The sequence below is a fragment of the Streptomyces polygonati genome, assembly GCF_042650325.1.
Classification (GTDB): Bacteria; Actinomycetota; Actinomycetes; order Streptomycetales; family Streptomycetaceae; genus Actinacidiphila; species Actinacidiphila polygonati.
On sequence record NZ_JBHSBB010000053.1, the window covers coordinates 86,191 to 101,198 of the forward strand.

The window sequence follows — 15,008 nt, forward strand, 5'->3', positions numbered from 1 at the left end:
TTCCGGCCCCCGCCGTGGCAGTCACGGCGGGGGCCGGGTGCGTTCCGGGCCGGATCAGCCGGCGGCCGGGGCGTCCAGCAGGGCGGTGGCCAGTTCGGTGAGCCGGTCACGCTGCGGGGCCGTCAGCCGGTCGGTGAGCGCGGTGAGGCGGCGGGTGATCTCGGCGGTGCAGTCGGCGGTGAGCCGACGGCCGAGGGGGGTCAGGGAGACCAGGACGGCGCGGCCGTCGTGCGGGGAGGGGGAGCGCCGGACCAGGCCGCGCTTCTCGGCGCGGGTCACCAGGCCGGTCATCGAGGACTTGTCCAGGCCGAGATGGCCGCCGAGTTCGAGCATGCCGGCCTGCCGGTCCCGCAGGATGCCCAGCAGCCTGATCTGGACGACCGACAGGTCGTGCTCGGCGCCGGTGAGCGACAGGACGCGCTGGGTCAGGAACGACAGCTGCACAAGGGCGTCCACCGTGTTCAGCGGGCGGTCGTCGGGAGTCGCCGCCGGGGTGGCTTCGGTGGTCATGGGGTCACTCTAGTTGACCTGGTACGCGGCGCGAACTATCTTCGAAGTAGTTCGTGCCGCGTACCAGATGGTCGCGGCAGTCACCCCTTCGCGCTTCCGGCCGCCACGACGGCGGGGGCGGACAGGAGACCCCTCATGTACGCCGCAGTCGTCCGCTCCTTCGGCGCCCCGCCCCGCTTCGAGCGCTTCCCGGCCCCCACCGCCTCCGGCGAGCACGAGATCCTGGTCGACGTCCTGGCGGCCGGCCTGCACCCCCGGGTGCGCTCGGCCGCCGACGGCAGCCACTACACCTCCGACGGCGCGCTGCCGCTGGTCCCCGGGATCGACGCGGTCGGCCGCACCCCGCAGGGCGAGCTCCTCTACTTCGTCGCCCCGGACACCGGGCCGGGCACCATGGCCGAGCGGGCCGTCGTCGACCGCCGCCGGGCCGTCACGCTGCCGCCGGGCACCGACCCGGTCCCGATGGCCGCCGCCATGAACCCCGGCATGTCCTCATGGGTGGCCCTGCGCCGCCGGGTCTCCTTCCGGCCCGGCGACTCCGTCCTGGTCCTGGGGGCCACCGGCGGCGCCGGGCGGCTGGCCGTCCGGATCGCCCGGCAGCTCGGGGCCGGCCACGTGGTCGGCGCCGGCCGCGATCCGCGGCGCCTCGACCTGCTGAAGGGTCTGGGAGCCGACGACGTGGTCGCTCTGGACGGCGACGACAAGGATGTCGCCGAGCGGCTCGGACGGGTGGCCGCCGAGGTGGACGTCGTCATCGACTACGTGTGGGGGCGGCCCACCGAGCAGGCCATGCGCGCGCTGCTGACCGCCCGCGCCGACCGCTCCAGGGCCCTGGCCTGGATCCAGATCGGCTCCATGGCCGGCCAGGACATCACCCTGCCCGCCGCGCTGCTCCGCGCGGCGAACCTCACCGTGCTGGGCAGCGGTCAGGGCTCCGTCAGCACCGCCGGCATCGTCGCCGAGCTCCCGTCCCTCGCCGCCGAGATCGCCGCGGGCACCTTGGCCGTTGACCCGCTGCCCATGCCGCTGGCCCGGGTCGAGCAGGCGTGGAACACCCCGGCCGAGCCCGGCCGGCGGATCGTCCTGATCCCCTGACCCCCTGAGCCGCCGGCGCCGGTCGGAGCCGGTTCGGCGGGCCCGCCCCGCCCGCCGGGGTCCGGCGCCGCCCGGGCCGCGCCACCGGCGGATGTGACGGACAATTGGTGAGGACTGCCGAAAAAGGAGTAAATCGTAGGTAACCGCATCGATCGATGGGGTGCAGGTGATGGCCGATTCCACCAGAGGTACCGCATGGTCCGCCGAGGACACCCTCGGGCTGGTCGGGGCCGCGACCGCGGTGGTCGACGCCCGAGGGGTGGTCCTGGGGTGGACCGGGGCCGCCGAGCGGGCCACGGGGTACAGCGCGGAAGAGGTGGTCGGGCAGTCGGCCGGGCGGCTGCTGGCGAGCTCCGGGACGGCCGCCGAGCTGGTGGCGTGGGCCGGGCGGGAGCAGACACGGGAGCCGTGGTCGGGGGTGGTGGAGGTCCGGGTGAAGGACGGATCGGTCGTACGGATGATGCTGGAGGCCTCGCCGCTGACCGGGGACGGCCGAACGGACTGGTTCGTCACTGGCAGTGATCCCTCGGGCAAGGCTTCGTCCTGGTCGCCGGCCGGGTCCTCCGTGTCGGCGGCGCTGCTGGCCCGCTCGCCGATCGGGCTGTCCATCTGGGACACCAATCTGCGCTGCATCTGGCTGAACAGCGCGGCCGAGCGCCAGGACGGCGTCCTGCGCAGGCAGCGGCTGGGACGGCTGATGACCGATGTGCAGCCCGGCAACCCGGGCAAGGCGATCTCGTCCGCCATGCGGCAGGTGCTGGACACCGGCGAGCCGATCATCGAGCGGGAGTACACCTGGCACATCCCCGGCGAGGACGAGGAGCGGGTGCTGTCCGCGTCCTACTTCCGCCTGGACGGCGCGGACGGGGAGCCGATCGGCGTGGTCAACATGGCCACCGACATCGACAAGTCCCGGGCCCGCCAGCACCTGCTCATCCTCGGCCAGGCGGGCAACCGGATCGGGACCACCCTGGACGTCATCAAGACGGCTCAGGAGCTGGCCGACGCCGCCGTACCGCTGATGGCCGACTATGTCTCGGTCGACCTGGGGGAGACCGTCCCGCTGGGCGAGGAACCCCTGCAAAGGGTGCCGTCATCGGCGTCCGGCGTCCCCGTCTTCCGCCGGGCCGGGCTGGCCTCCATCCACGAGGGGATCCCGGAATCCCCCTGGCGGGTCGGGGAAGCGGTCTTCGTCGCGCCGACATCGCCCTTCGCCCGGGTGCTGTTCTCGGGCGAGACCTACTTCGAGCCGGTGCTGGACATGTCGCCGGGCAGCTGGCTCGAAGAGGACCGGGCCCGCGCCGCGACCGTCGAGGACATCGGGCTGCACTCGCTGATCGTCGTCCCGCTCCAGGCGCGCGGGACGGTGCTGGGGGAGGCCGTCTTCCTCCGGTCCGAGAACAAGACGCCCTTCTCCGCGGACGATCTGCTGCTTCTCGAGGAACTGGTCGGCCGGGCCGCGCTGAGCCTGGACAACGCGCGCCGCTTCACCCGCGAGCGGGCCGCCTCGATCGCGCTCCAGCGCAATCTGCTGCCGCACAACCTGTCCGGCGGCGGGGCGGTGGAGCTGGCCTCGCGCTATCTGCCGGCCGATACGCACGAGGGCGTCGGCGGTGACTGGTTCGACGCGATCCCGCTGCCCGACGCCCGGGTCGGCCTGGTGGTCGGCGACGTCGTCGGGCACGGCATCAACGCGGCGGCGCTGATGGGACAGCTGCGCACGGTGATGCGCACCCTCGCCGACCAGGACCTGCCGCCCGAGGAACTGCTGGCCCGGCTGGATCGGCTGGTCATCCTGATGACCGAGCAGGACGGCAATGCCGAGGGCTTCGCCGGCCCGGTGATGAGCTGCACCTGCGCCTACGCGGTCTACGACCCGGTCACCCGCCGCTGCACCATGGCCTCGGCCGGCCACCCGCCGCCCGCGGTGCTCTACCCGGACGGCATGGTCCACTTCCCCGAGGTGCCGGCCGGGCCCCCGATCGGCCTGGGCATGATGTCCTACGAGCCCTTCGCGCTGGAGCTGCCCGAGAACAGCGTGATCGCGCTCTACACCGACGGCCTGATCGAGACCCGTACCGCCGACCTCGACGTCGGCATGGGCCGGCTGGGCGCCGCGCTGGCGTGGGCCGGGACCTCACTGGAAGGGCTGTGCTCGCAGGTCGTCGGCGCGATGACACCGCACGCCTGGCAGGAGGCCGCCAGCAGCCCCGACGACCCGCGCACGGGCGGGGCCTCCGAGGACGACATCGCGCTGCTGCTGGCCCGTACCCGGGTGCTGACCTCGGCGGAGGCCGCCGCCCGGAAACGGTTCTGATGGGCCACCCCACCGGCCGGTACCCCGGGGAGGGGACACCGGAGCCCTCCCGTACGGGTGTCGCGGCGGCGGTCGTCGACAGCCGGGGCACGGTGCTGGGCTGGACCCGGGGCGCCCGGGACCTGCTGGGATACCGCGCCGCGGAAGTCGTCGGCCGGTCCGCCGCCTGCCTGCTGATGCCGGGCCGGGCGGGCGCGGACCTGGCGGAGTGGACGGCGCGGACCCGGATGGGGGAGGCGTGGGCGGGGGTGGCGGAATTGCGCGGCAGGGACGGGAAGGGCGTCGCCCTGGGGATCGAGGTCACCCCGCTGTCCGGCGGCGAGGGCAGGACCGACTGGTTCGTGGCGGCGGACGTACCGCCCGAGGCCGCCAGCCGGCCGCCGGGCCCGGCTCCTGTATCGGCGGCGCTGCTGGACCGCGCCCCGATCGCCCTGGCCATCACCGACCGCGACGGGCGCTGCGTCTGGATGAACGCGGAGTCCCGGCGCTGGGACGCCGAGATGCGCCGGAACCGGCTGGGACACACGATCACCGAGGTCTACCCCGGCCACGAGGGCAGGGCGGTCGAGGCCGTCGAGCGCGGCGTCTTCGAGACCGGCGAGCCGGTGATCGAGCGGGAGTACCGCTGGACACCGCCGGGCGAGGATCAGGAGCGGGTCTTCTCGGCCAGCTACTTCCGGCTCGACGGCGCGGACGGCGAGCCGCTGGGCGTGTGCACCATGGCCACCGATGTCTCCCGATCGCGCGGCCGCCAGCACTTCCTCCAGCTCAGCGATGCCAGCAAACGGATCGGCACCACCCTGGACGTGCTGCGGACCGCCCAGGAACTCGCCGATGTCGCGGTGCCGTTGATGGCCGACTACGTCACCGTCGACCTCGCGGAGTCCGTCCAGCTCGGCGGCGAACCGCTGGAACGGCTGCCGTCCACCGACGCGCGGATCCCGGTCTTCCGGCGGGCCGGCATGGCGTCCATCCACGAGGGCACGCCGGAGTCCCTGTGGCAGATCGGCGACGTGGTCTTCGTACCGCCCAAGTCCCCCTTCACCCGGCCGCTGTTCTCGGGGGAGAGCCACTACGAACCCGTGCTGGACACCTCACCGGGGTCCTGGCTCGAACAGGACCCGGACCGCGCCCGGGTCATCGCGGCGACCGGCGTCCACTCGCTGATCATCGTCCCGCTCCAGGCACGCGGGAAGGTCCTGGGCGAAGCGGTGTTCGTCCGCACCGACAATCCGATGGCCTTCTCCCGGGACGAACTCGTCCTCATCGAGGAACTGGTCGGGCGGGCCGCGCTGAGCCTGGACAACGCGCGCCGCTTCACCCGTGAACGGGCGGCGTCCATCGCGCTCCAGCAGAATCTGCTGCCCCAGCACCTGTCGGGCGGCAGCGCGGTCGAGGTGGCCTGGCGCTATCTGCCGGCCGACTCGCACCAGGGCGTCGGCGGCGACTGGTTCGACGTGATCCCGCTGTACGACGACCGGGTCGGCCTGGTGGTCGGCGACGTCGTCGGGCACGGCATCAGCGCCGCGGCGATGATGGGCCAGTTCCGTACGGTCGTCCAGACGCTCGCCGACCAGGACCTGCCGCCCGAAGGCCTGCTCGCCCGGTTGGAGCGGCTCGTGGTCCGCCTGATCGAGGGGAATCAGGGCGGCCGGGGGGAGGACAGCGAGGTCGGCCGGCCGTCCCTGGTGATGGCGGGCACCTGCCTGTACGCGGTGTACGACCCCGCCACCCGATGCTGCACGATGGCGTCCGCAGGCCACCCGCCGCCCGCGATCGTCCTGCCGGACGGACAGGTCACCTTCCCCGAGGTGCCCACCGGCCCGCCGATCGGCCTGGGCCAGACGCCCTACGAGTCCGTGACGGTGCGGCTGCCGCTGGGGAGCGTCATCGCGCTGTACACCGACGGCCTGATCGAGACCCGGACCGCGGATCTGGACGACGGGATGCGCCGGCTGGGCGAGGCCCTCGCCCGCCCCTGCGGCTCGCTGGACCGGCGGTGCGCCGAGGTGATCGCCACGATGACGCCGGGCGCGATGCCGCAGGCGCGGCGCAATCTGGGCGTGGTGCTGCCCGGCATGATGAAGGGGCAGTCCACCCACGACGACATCGCGCTGCTGCTGGCCCGCACCCGGGCACCGAACCCGGGTGAGCCGGCGTAGTCCACCGGTCCATCGGCCCCGGACCGTCACGCGCGGGGCAGCAGCAACTGCGCGACCGCGCCGCCGCCGTCCGAGCGCGGCGCGTTGCGGAAGGTGAGGCGGGCGCCCAGCACCCGGGCCTGGCCGGTGGCGATGGTCAGGCCCAGGCCGTGGCCGCTGCCGGCCCGCGAGGGGACGCCGGTACGGAAGCGGCTCGGCCCCTCGCGCAGCAGATCGGGCGGGAAGCCGGGGCCGTGGTCGCGGACGCGGACGAAGGGCCCGTCCACCACCACCTCGATCACCGGGAGGCCGTGGCGGTCCGCGTTGGCCAGCAGATTGCCGAGGATGCGTTCCAGCCGCCGGGGATCGGTCTGCACGACGGCGTCCTCGTCCACCACGACCGTCGCCTCCGGCGCCAGCGTCCGCACCCGGCGCCGCACGAAGTCGCCGAGACCCACCTCCTGCAGATCGGCCTGCTCGGCGGCGCCGTCCAGCCGGGCCACCTCCAGCACGTCCTCCACCAGGGTGCGCAGCGCGCGGACCCGATCGCGGACGAGTTCGGCCGGGCGGCCGGGCGGCAGCAGTTCGGCGGCGGTGACCAGCCCGGTCACCGGGGTGCGCAGCTCATGGGCGATGTCGGCGGTGACCCGGCGCTCGGCCTCCAGGCGCAGTTGGAGGGCGTCGGCCATCGCGTCCACCGCGCGGGCCAGTTCGTCCGTCTCGTCCCGCACCCGCCGGCCGCCGATCGCCTCCCGGACCCGGACCTCGGTGTCGCCGTCGGCCACCTTGCGGGCGGCGGTCGCCGCGAGCCGCAGCCGCCGCGACATCCGGCCGCCGATCAGCACCCCCAGCGCCGTACCGCCGACCACCACCGCCAGCGAACCGGCCACCAGCGCCTGGTCGAGGTCGTCCAGCACCGAATAGCGGTCGCTGAAGGTGCTCTTCAGCGACAATATGTGCCCGTCGGAGGCGGGGGTGGCCGCCCAGACGGTCGGGGACTCGGCGTTGTTGTCCTGGACGTAGGTGGCGCGCTGGCCCTTGGCCGCGTACGCCTTGAGTTCCTTGGGCAGGTCGCGGTCGTCGAGTTCGGCGAAGAAGACGAGCCGACCGGTGGCCTCGTAGATCCGCAGCGCGGACTGGACCCGTTCGTCCTGGACGTCGCGGGTGCTGTTGATCATGCTGACCCGGGCCGCGTTGTGCACCACCAGGCTCAGCGCCAGCGCCACCAGCGCGGAGACCACGGCGATGGCCGCGCTGATCTTCCAGCGCAGCCCGCCGCGGAAGAAGCCGCGGCGGGGCCGGAGGAAGCGCGGGAAACCGGACATCAGGCCCTCAGCTTGTAGCCGAAGCCGCGGACCGTCTCCAGCCGGTCCTGGCCGATCTTCGCCCGCAGCCGCTGCACATGGACGTCCACCACCCGGGTGTCGCCGCCCCACTCGTAGTCCCACACCCGCTCCAGCAGCCGCTCGCGGGACAGCACGGTGCCGGGCGAGGCGGCGAACTCCAGCAGCAGCCGCATCTCGGTCGGGGTCAGCGCGAGGCGTTCGCCGCCCCGGGTGACCTCCATCCCCTCGGCGTCGATCGCGATGTCGCCGAAGGACATCGGGGCGCCGTCCTCCTCAGGGGCCGTACTGGCGCGGAATCTGCGCAGCACCGCTCTGATCCGGGCGACCAGCACGGCGGTGTCGAACGGCTTGGTGACGTAGTCGTCGGCCCCGGCCTCCAGGCCCAGCACGATGTCGATGGAGTCGGCCCGCGCGGACAGCATGATCACCGGGACCGTCGACTCGTCCCTGATCCGGCGGCACAGGCTCACCCCGTCCAGACCCGGCACCATCACGTCGAGCAGCGCCAGATCCGGCCGGTCGGCGCGGAAGGCGGTCAGGCCGGTCAGGCCGTCGGGGGCGGCGGTGACCTGGAAGCCGTCGCGTTCCAGGGCGAGGGTGGTCGCCTCGCGGATCACGTCGTCGTCCTCGACGAAGAGCACATGGGTGGCACGGTGGGTGTGGAAGGCGGTCACGCGGTCAGTGCCCCTTCCCGGCCGGGGTCGCGGCCGGCCCGGGCAGGTCCGGGTCCAGCGGCGCGGCGTCCGGCGGCGCCGCCGGCTCGGTCGAGGTGGGCTCCGGCGAGGCGGTCGGCGAGGCCGCGGCGAAGTCGGTGAAGGAGCGGGCGGTCTGCACGAAGCGGTCGACGCTCCAGACGTAGGTCACCGCGTCCTCGCCGGTCGGGAAGGCCACCGGGTCGTCGCTCGGATACACCTCGTGCACCACCTCCAGCCGGCCGTCGTCCACGGTGCCGTAGACCGGGCCGCGTTCGTCGGCGAAGACGCACTGGTACTTGCCGCCGACCATCCGGTACACATAGGCCGCGATCCCGATTCCCTCGCCGCAGGTGGTGACGTTGACCACCAGGTCGGGGCCGTCGCCGGCGGTGAGATTCCCCGCGTCGGTGTCCATCGGGTAGGTGTCGTCCCGGCACGGGGTGAGATCCTCGCGGACGTCCTCGCTGATGCTGGTGTCCCGGCGGACCATCCCGGCCAGCGCCGCCGGGTCGGAGGCGATCGCGGGCGCCGCGGTGGGCGGGGTCTTCATGGTGACGCTGGGGGCCGGACCCTCCCGCCGGGCGCCGGTGGCGGTCGTACCGCAGCCCGCGGCCACGACACACGCGCAGCTCAGCGCGCAGGCCGTGGCGATCGGGGCTATGCGGCGCACACGTCCTCCTTGCGCGAATATCCGTATCTGCCGTGCTCCAGCTCATGGCGGAGCCGGGCCAGCGCCCGGTGCAGGGTGCTCTTCACCGTACCCGTGGACATTCCGAGCGCCCGGGCGGTCTCCTCGGTGGTCAGCTGGCCGTAGTGCCGCATCACGACGACCTGCCGCTGCTTGGGCGCGAGCACCTGGAGCACGTCGCGCAGCATCTCGCGGTCGGCCCGCTGCTCGGCGCCGTCGTCCACGCTGGCGTCCGGCAGTTCGCCGGTGGGCACCTCGTCCAGCTTGCGACCGCGCCACCACTCGGTCCTGGTGTTGATCATCACGCGCCGCATGTACGCGTCGGCCAGGGCCTTGTCGCTGATGCCGTCCCAGCGGGGGAAGGTGCGCACCAGCGCGGTCTGCACGAGGTCCTGGGCGTCGGTGGGATCGGGGACCAGCCGGCGCGCGCTGCGCAGCAGGGCGTCCTGCCGGGTCCTCACATACTCCTCGAACTCCAGTACCGCGCCGCTCGCCGTCATCGGTGCCTCCACCCCATCGCCTGTCGCCTCGTGCCGCGGCCGGCGGGGATGCTCTCCCACCGGCCGACGATGCGACGCTACGGAGCGGATGTTGGGCTTTCCTCACCGTGAGCGCTCGGCGGACGCTCAGCGGCCCATCGGTTGTGTAACGGCGAGGACAAAGGGGGCGGAGCGGGTGGACCGGCGGGTGCTAGACCGGCAGTCGGAACAGGTCGCCGTCCAGCGGCTCGACCAGCCCGTCGGCGACCAGGCCGTCCAACGCGCGGGCCCGCTGCACCGGTTCGTGCCACACCGTGTCCAGCGCCGCCTTCGGCACAGCCCCGGTCGACGCCCGCAGGACGGCGAGCAGCCGGCCGCGTACCTGGCGGTCGGTGCCGGCGTACGACTGGCCCTTGCGCGGCGGCCCTTCGTGCGCGGGGGAACCCGCCAGCCGCCAGGCGCAGCGTGCCGCCACCGGACAGGCCCCGCACTCGGGGGAGCGGGCCCCGCACACCAGCGCGCCCAGCTCCATGGTGGCCGCCGCCCAGCGGGCCGCCGTCTCCTCGTCCGGGGGCAACAGCGAGCCCGCGGTGCGGCGTTCGGCGGCCGTCGTCGCGTTCGGCGGATACTCCACGCCGGTCACCAGCCGGGCGAACACCCGGCGGACATTGGTGTCCAGCACGATGTGCCGCCGCCCGTACGCGAACGAGGCCACCGCCGCCGCGGTGTACTCGCCGACACCCGGCAGCGCCAGCAACTCCGCGTGGTCGTACGGGACTTCGCCGCCGTGCTGCTGCGCTATGGCGGTGGCCGCCGCGTGCAGCCGCAGCGCGCGGCGGGGATAGCCCAGCCGGCCCCAGGCGCGTACCGCCTCGCCGGGTGACTCCCGGGCGAGGTCGGCCGGGCGCGGCCAGCGGGCCAGCCACTCGGCGTGCACCGGCAGCACCCGGCTGACCGGGGTCTGCTGGAGCATGAACTCGCTGACCATCACCGACCAGGCGCCCGCGTCCGGGCGGCGCCACGGCAGGTCCCGGGCGTGCTCGTCGAACCAGTCGATGACCAGGCCGTGCAGCTCGGTCGTCGCGGCGGAGGCCGGGGCGGGGGCGGTCGCGGTGGGCCCGAGGGGCCCAAGGGGGGAGGACGAGGGTGCGGCGGTGTCGCGGAAGTCTGTGCTCATGACGGTTCGATCCTCGCATACGCGGGAGACCGGACCCGAACGGACCGTGACGATCGGCGACGTTCCGCGACGTCCGCGACATGCCGGCGACAGTCGGCGACACTCGGCGAGGGAGGATCACGGACCGCGACCGTACGGCCGCGCGGAACCGATCACCCGCACGAGTAAACGTGATGATCGGCAAAGACCGTAAGACGAGCGGCGGGTGATGCGGCGGCAGCCGGGTGATCTCCCTTAGAGTTCGTGCGTGGGCTCGATGCGCAATCCCGTGGGACCCCTGCCTTCCACCATCTACTGGAGGCGGCGGGTCATCGCGGTGTGCCTGCTCGCACTGGTGGCCGCGCTCGTCCTCTGGGGGCTCAACTCCGGTGGCGGCGGGGACGGCAAGGGCTCGGCGGTGCCCACGAGTTCGCACACCCCGCTGGGCACGATCACCGCGGGACCAGCCCCCACAGGCACCCACATCAGCGGGCGCCCCGGCGGCCGGGACACCTCGCCCGCCGACGACGGCTCGACCAACGGCGGCTCCAGCGGCGCGAGTTCGGGCGCCACAGCGGGTACGCCCGGTGCGGGCGCCACCAGCGGCGCGACCGGCGACACGACCACCAGCGGTGGTACGGACGCGGGTTCGGGGTCCGGCTCGGTCGCCGGCAGCTCGACTGGGGGCACTTCGGCCGGCGCCGAGGCGACTTCCGGCGGCACCGCGGGCTCGTCCGGTGGCGGCGCGGCCGCCCCCGTGCGGCTGCCGGCCGGCTCGTCGCTCCCCGACTGCTCCCCGGGCTCGGTGCAGTTGTCGCTGGCCAGCGCGCACAACGCGTACTCGCCCGGCGATGTCCCGTCCTTCCAGCTGCGGGCCACCAACTCCGGTGATATCACCTGCAAGATGGACTTCGCGCCCGCCAAGGCGGTGTTCACCATCACCGGCGGCCCGGACAACACCCACGTATGGGCGTCGAACGACTGTCCCGCCAGCGGCTCCTACCTGCTCCAGGTGAGTGCCCACAGCACCACCGCGTACACCCTGCGCTGGAACGAGAAGACCAGCTCGCCGAAGTGCGCCAAGCCCAAGGGGCAGCAGGCCACGCCGGGCACGTACCTGGTGCAGGCGGCGCTGCCGGGCTGGGGCGCCAAGCAGGTGTCCTTCGTGCTGTCGACCGACTGACCCGGAGCCGTACGGACCCGGGTCGGCGTGGCCGACCGGTCAAGCGCTCAGACGAACCTGCTTCAAACGTAGCGCTCCAGGATCGAGGACTCGGCCAGCCGGGAGAGTCCCTCGCGGACCGAGCGGGCCCGTGCCTCCCCGACGCCGTCCACCGCCTGCAGATCGTCCACGCTCGCCGCGAGCAGCTTCTGCAGTCCGCCGAAGTGGTCCACCAGCCGCTCGATCACCGTGTTGGGCAGCCGCGGCACCTTGGCCAGCAGCCGGTAACCGCGCGGCGAGACCGCGGAGTCCAGCGACTCGGGCGAGCCGGTGTAACCCAGCGCCCTTGCCACGGTGGTGAGTTCGATCAGTTCGTTCTGCGGCAGCGCGTCCAGCTCGGCCAGTGCCTCCGGCACCGTACGGGTCCGCTTGGCGGTCGGCTCGGGTACGTAGTCCCTTGCCACCAGGTCGCGTTCGGGCTCGACGCCCGCGATCAGCTCGTCCAGCTGGAGTGAGAGCAGTCGGCCGTCGGTGCCCAACTCGATGACGTACTCGGCGATCTCGGTGGCGATCCGGCGCACCATCTCCAGCCGCTGCGCGACCGCGGTGACGTCCCGTACCGTCACCAGGTCCTCGATCTCCAGCGCGGACAGCGTGCCCGCCACCTCGTCGAGCCGCAGCTTGTAGCGCTCCAGGGTGGCCAGCGCCTGATTGGCCCGGGACAGGATCGCCGCGGAGTCCTCCAGGACCCGCCGCTGGCCGTCCACATAGAGCGCGATCAGCCGCATCGACTGGCTGACCGAGACGACCGGGAAGTTGACCTGCCGGCTGACCCGGTCGGCGGTGCGGTGCCGGGTGCCGGTCTCCTCGGTGGGGATCGTCGGGTCCGGCACGAGCTGCACCCCGGCCCGCAGGATCTTGGTGATGTCCTTGTCGATGATCAGCGCGCCGTCCAGCTTGCACAGCTCGCGCAGCCGGGTCGCGGAGAACTCCACGTCGAGGACGAAGCCGCCGGTGCACAGCGACTCCACCGTCTTGTCCATACCCAGCACGATGAGGCCGCCCGTGTTGCCCCGGACGATCCGTTCCAGGCCGTCGCGCAGGCCGGTGCCGGGCGCGACGGCGCTCAGTGAGGCGCGCATCAGCCCGCCGTCGGCGCCGAGGGCGCCGCCGGACCTGCCGGCAGAGTCCCCCGCTGCCCTTCGGGCCGGGGTGGTGCCCCCGGCCCGGTCGTTGGCTGCCACTCTGCAATCCTCCGGTAGCTACGGATGCCCATTGCCTGCTCGGCGAGAGGCGAGACCAGGGCAAAGTTTACGTCGTCCGCGCTGTGGGGCGCGGAGAAGAGGACTCCGGCGGAGGTGGTGGGGGTTGCCCCCGGCGCCCCCTCCCCCCGCGGTCCCGCCTCCCGGCGGCCCTCCGTCACGCCCCCTACCGGCCCACGCCGCCCCCTGGGCCCGGGGGCCCGCCTCCCCGACCCCGCCGCCGATCACGACTTCCCCCCACCCCAACCACGGGCGCGGCGCGCACCGACGCGTCCCGCTTTGTCCGTTGCCGGCCCCGGACCTCCGCTCGGTGGGCACCTTTTTCCGCCGGGGGTGGTGGGTGGCTGTTGTGCCCGGACCTTCTGTCCGGTGAGCGGCTGCTCGCGCAGTTCCCCGCGCCCCTTTGGGGCGGGTCCGCCTCCGCGGAGACATCCGCCCCGTCAGGGGCGCGGGGAACTGCGCGACAAGCCACCCACTGGCCGTAGGACCGGGTACGACCGCAACTCGCCCCCTCGGGCGGAGACAGGGGCGCGGGGAACTGCGCGACAAGCCACCCACTGGCCGTAGGACCGGGTACGACCGCAACTCGCCCCCTCGGGCGGAAATAGGACCGTGACCCGCCGCCCCGAGGCGGAGAAGGCGCTCCCGGGGGCGCCCCGCCGGCCTACGGGCGGGACGCCCGCTGCGGAAGCGCCCGCAACGCGTCGGATATGTCCGCGACCTCAATCACCTTCATGCCGGCCGGAATCTTCCCCGGATCCGGCGGCACCAGCGCATGCGTGAAGCCGAGCCGGTGCGCCTCGGACAGGCGCCGCTGGACCCCGGTGACCCGCCGCACCTCCCCCGCCAGCCCCACCTCACCGATCGCCACCAGATTCTGCGGCAGCGGCGTATCGATCGCCGCACTGGCCAGCGCCAGCGCCACCGCGAGGTCGGCGGCCGGCTCGGACAGCTTCACCCCGCCGACCGTCGCCGTGTAGATGTCCTGCTTGCCGATCGCCTTGATACGGCCGCGCTGCTCCAGCACCGCCAGCATCATCGACACCCGGGAGGTCTCCAGACCCGAGGTGGTGCGGCGCGGCGAGGGGATCTGGGTGTCCACGGTGAGCGCCTGCACCTCGGCGACCAGCGGGCGGCGGCCCTCCAGCGTGACCGTCAGACACGTGCCGGGCACCGGCTCGTCACGCCGGGTCAGGAAGAGCCCCGACGGGTCGGCCAGCCCCACGATGCCCTCGTCGTGCAGCTCGAAGCAGCCCACCTCGTCGGTGGCCCCGTAGCGGTTCTTGATGCCGCGGATCAGCCGCAGCCTGGCGTGCCGGTCGCCCTCGAAGCTCAGCACCACGTCGACCAGGTGCTCCAGCAGCCGCGGACCCGCGATCGCGCCGTCCTTGGTGACATGGCCGACGAGCAGCGTGGACATGCCGCGCTCCTTCGACGCCCGGATCAGCGCCCCCGCGACCTCGCGGATCTGGGCCATGCCGCCCGGCGCGCCGTCGATCTCCGGGGAGGCGACGGTCTGCACCGAGTCCAGCACCAGCAGGGCCGGCTTCACATCGTCCAAGTGGCCCAGGACCGCCGACAGATCGGTCTCGGCGGCCAGGAACAGGTGGTCGGCCAGCGCGCCGATCCGGTCGGCGCGCAGCCGCACCTGCGAGGCGGACTCCTCGGCGGTGATGTAGAGCGTCGGCGACTGGGCGGAGGACGCCTTCGCCGCCACGTCCAGCAGCAGGGTGGACTTGCCGACGCCCGGCTCGCCCGCCACCAGCACCACGGCGCCGGGCACCAGCCCGCCGCCGAGCACCCGGTCCAGCTCGGGCACGCCGGTGGAGCGGGCGGTGGCCTGCCGGCCGTCCACATCGCCGATCCGCTGGGCCGCGGTCGTGACCCGGCCGGCCGCCGTCGTACGGACCGCGGGCGCGCCGCCGAACGCCTCGATGGTGCCCCAGGCCTGGCACTCGCCGCACCGGCCGAGCCACTTGACCGTGGTCCAGCCGCATTCGGCGCAGCGGTAGGAGGGACGGTCCTTCGGGGCGGGCTTACGGGTGGCCATGCGGTTCACCGTAGCGGTCGGGTACGACAGCGCGGACCGCGCGAGGGTCGGTCCGGGCCGGGGGCGGGCGGAAACCGAGCGGAAAGAGAGTCGGGCGCGCGATCGTA

The 15,008-nt window shown here is 73.5% G+C and carries 12 protein-coding genes; 4 read left to right on the top strand and 8 right to left on the bottom strand.

Annotation, left to right across the window (positions count from 1 at the left end; genetic code table 11):
- Positions 1-54: 54 nt before the first annotated feature.
- Positions 55-510: a MarR family winged helix-turn-helix transcriptional regulator gene (locus ACFO3J_RS35690; protein WP_386438971.1), complete on the bottom strand. Its 456-nt coding sequence runs from the start codon at positions 508-510 to the stop codon at positions 55-57.
- A 135-nt stretch (positions 511-645) separates the two neighbouring features.
- Between ACFO3J_RS35690 and ACFO3J_RS35695 the strand changes: the two genes are divergently transcribed.
- The 3 genes from ACFO3J_RS35695 (at position 646) to ACFO3J_RS35705 (ending at position 6,084) form a co-directional block, all read left to right on the top strand.
- Positions 646-1,605, top strand: a complete 960-nt coding sequence (locus ACFO3J_RS35695) for a quinone oxidoreductase family protein (protein ID WP_386438974.1) — start codon at positions 646-648, stop codon at positions 1,603-1,605.
- A gap of 169 nt (positions 1,606-1,774) precedes the next feature.
- Positions 1,775-3,922, top strand: coding sequence for a SpoIIE family protein phosphatase (locus ACFO3J_RS35700; protein WP_386438977.1), 2,148 nt, complete (start codon positions 1,775-1,777; stop codon positions 3,920-3,922).
- A complete protein-coding gene (locus tag ACFO3J_RS35705; RefSeq protein WP_386438980.1) occupies positions 3,922-6,084 on the top strand; it encodes a SpoIIE family protein phosphatase in 2,163 nt (720 codons plus the stop codon). Before ACFO3J_RS35700 ends, ACFO3J_RS35705 begins: the two co-directional genes overlap by 1 nt.
- A 26-nt stretch (positions 6,085-6,110) precedes the next feature.
- On the opposite strand, the gene ACFO3J_RS35710 is transcribed toward ACFO3J_RS35705, so the two are convergent.
- From ACFO3J_RS35710 to ACFO3J_RS35730, 5 genes are all read right to left on the bottom strand, one after another.
- Positions 6,111-7,388, bottom strand: coding sequence for an ATP-binding protein (locus ACFO3J_RS35710; protein ID WP_386438983.1), 1,278 nt, complete (start codon positions 7,386-7,388; stop codon positions 6,111-6,113).
- Positions 7,388-8,083 (bottom strand): two-component system response regulator CseB, encoded by a 696-nt coding sequence (cseB, locus tag ACFO3J_RS35715; protein ID WP_386438986.1) that lies wholly within the window; start codon positions 8,081-8,083, stop codon positions 7,388-7,390. Before cseB ends, ACFO3J_RS35710 begins: the two co-directional genes overlap by 1 nt.
- Positions 8,084-8,087: 4 nt before the next feature.
- Positions 8,088-8,774, bottom strand: a complete 687-nt coding sequence (locus ACFO3J_RS35720) for a hypothetical protein (protein WP_386438989.1) — start codon at positions 8,772-8,774, stop codon at positions 8,088-8,090.
- Positions 8,762-9,292 (bottom strand): SigE family RNA polymerase sigma factor, encoded by a 531-nt coding sequence (locus tag ACFO3J_RS35725; RefSeq protein ID WP_386438992.1) that lies wholly within the window; start codon positions 9,290-9,292, stop codon positions 8,762-8,764. The genes ACFO3J_RS35720 and ACFO3J_RS35725 overlap by 13 nt, the downstream gene beginning before the upstream one ends.
- A gap of 190 nt (positions 9,293-9,482) precedes the next feature.
- Positions 9,483-10,448 carry an A/G-specific adenine glycosylase gene (locus ACFO3J_RS35730; protein WP_386438995.1) on the bottom strand — a complete coding sequence of 322 codons (966 nt, stop codon included), beginning with the start codon at positions 10,446-10,448 and terminating at the stop codon, positions 9,483-9,485.
- A gap of 268 nt (positions 10,449-10,716) precedes the next feature.
- Here ACFO3J_RS35730 and ACFO3J_RS35735 point away from each other — a divergent pair, with 268 nt between their 5' ends.
- Complete coding sequence (locus ACFO3J_RS35735; protein WP_386438998.1) at positions 10,717-11,610, top strand: hypothetical protein; 894 nt, start codon at positions 10,717-10,719, stop codon at positions 11,608-11,610.
- Positions 11,611-11,672: 62 nt separating this feature from the next.
- Here the strand turns inward: ACFO3J_RS35735 and disA are convergent, their stop codons facing one another.
- Together disA and radA are read right to left on the bottom strand one after the other, a co-directional pair.
- Positions 11,673-12,833 carry a DNA integrity scanning diadenylate cyclase DisA gene (gene disA, locus ACFO3J_RS35740; protein ID WP_386439001.1) on the bottom strand — a complete coding sequence of 387 codons (1,161 nt, stop codon included), beginning with the start codon at positions 12,831-12,833 and terminating at the stop codon, positions 11,673-11,675.
- Positions 12,834-13,515: 682 nt separating this feature from the next.
- Entirely contained in the window at positions 13,516-14,901 is a 1,386-nt protein-coding gene (radA, locus tag ACFO3J_RS35745) for a DNA repair protein RadA (RefSeq protein WP_386439004.1), read from the bottom strand.
- Between the last annotated feature and the right edge of the window lie 107 nt (positions 14,902-15,008).

Excerpts from the sequence above, each read along its gene's own strand:
- ACFO3J_RS35690 (WP_386438971.1), bottom strand. The coding sequence starts at position 510 with ATGACCACCGAAGCCACCCCGGCGGCGACTCCCGACGACCGCCCGCTG.
- ACFO3J_RS35695 (WP_386438974.1), top strand. The coding sequence starts at position 646 with ATGTACGCCGCAGTCGTCCGCTCCTTCGGCGCCCCGCCCCGCTTCGAG.
- ACFO3J_RS35700 (WP_386438977.1), top strand. The coding sequence starts at position 1,775 with ATGGCCGATTCCACCAGAGGTACCGCATGGTCCGCCGAGGACACCCTC.
- ACFO3J_RS35705 (WP_386438980.1), top strand. The coding sequence starts at position 3,922 with ATGGGCCACCCCACCGGCCGGTACCCCGGGGAGGGGACACCGGAGCCC.
- ACFO3J_RS35710 (WP_386438983.1), bottom strand. The coding sequence starts at position 7,388 with ATGTCCGGTTTCCCGCGCTTCCTCCGGCCCCGCCGCGGCTTCTTCCGC.
- ACFO3J_RS35725 (WP_386438992.1), bottom strand. The coding sequence starts at position 9,292 with ATGACGGCGAGCGGCGCGGTACTGGAGTTCGAGGAGTATGTGAGGACC.
- ACFO3J_RS35730 (WP_386438995.1), bottom strand. The coding sequence starts at position 10,448 with ATGAGCACAGACTTCCGCGACACCGCCGCACCCTCGTCCTCCCCCCTT.
- radA (WP_386439004.1), bottom strand. The coding sequence starts at position 14,901 with ATGGCCACCCGTAAGCCCGCCCCGAAGGACCGTCCCTCCTACCGCTGC.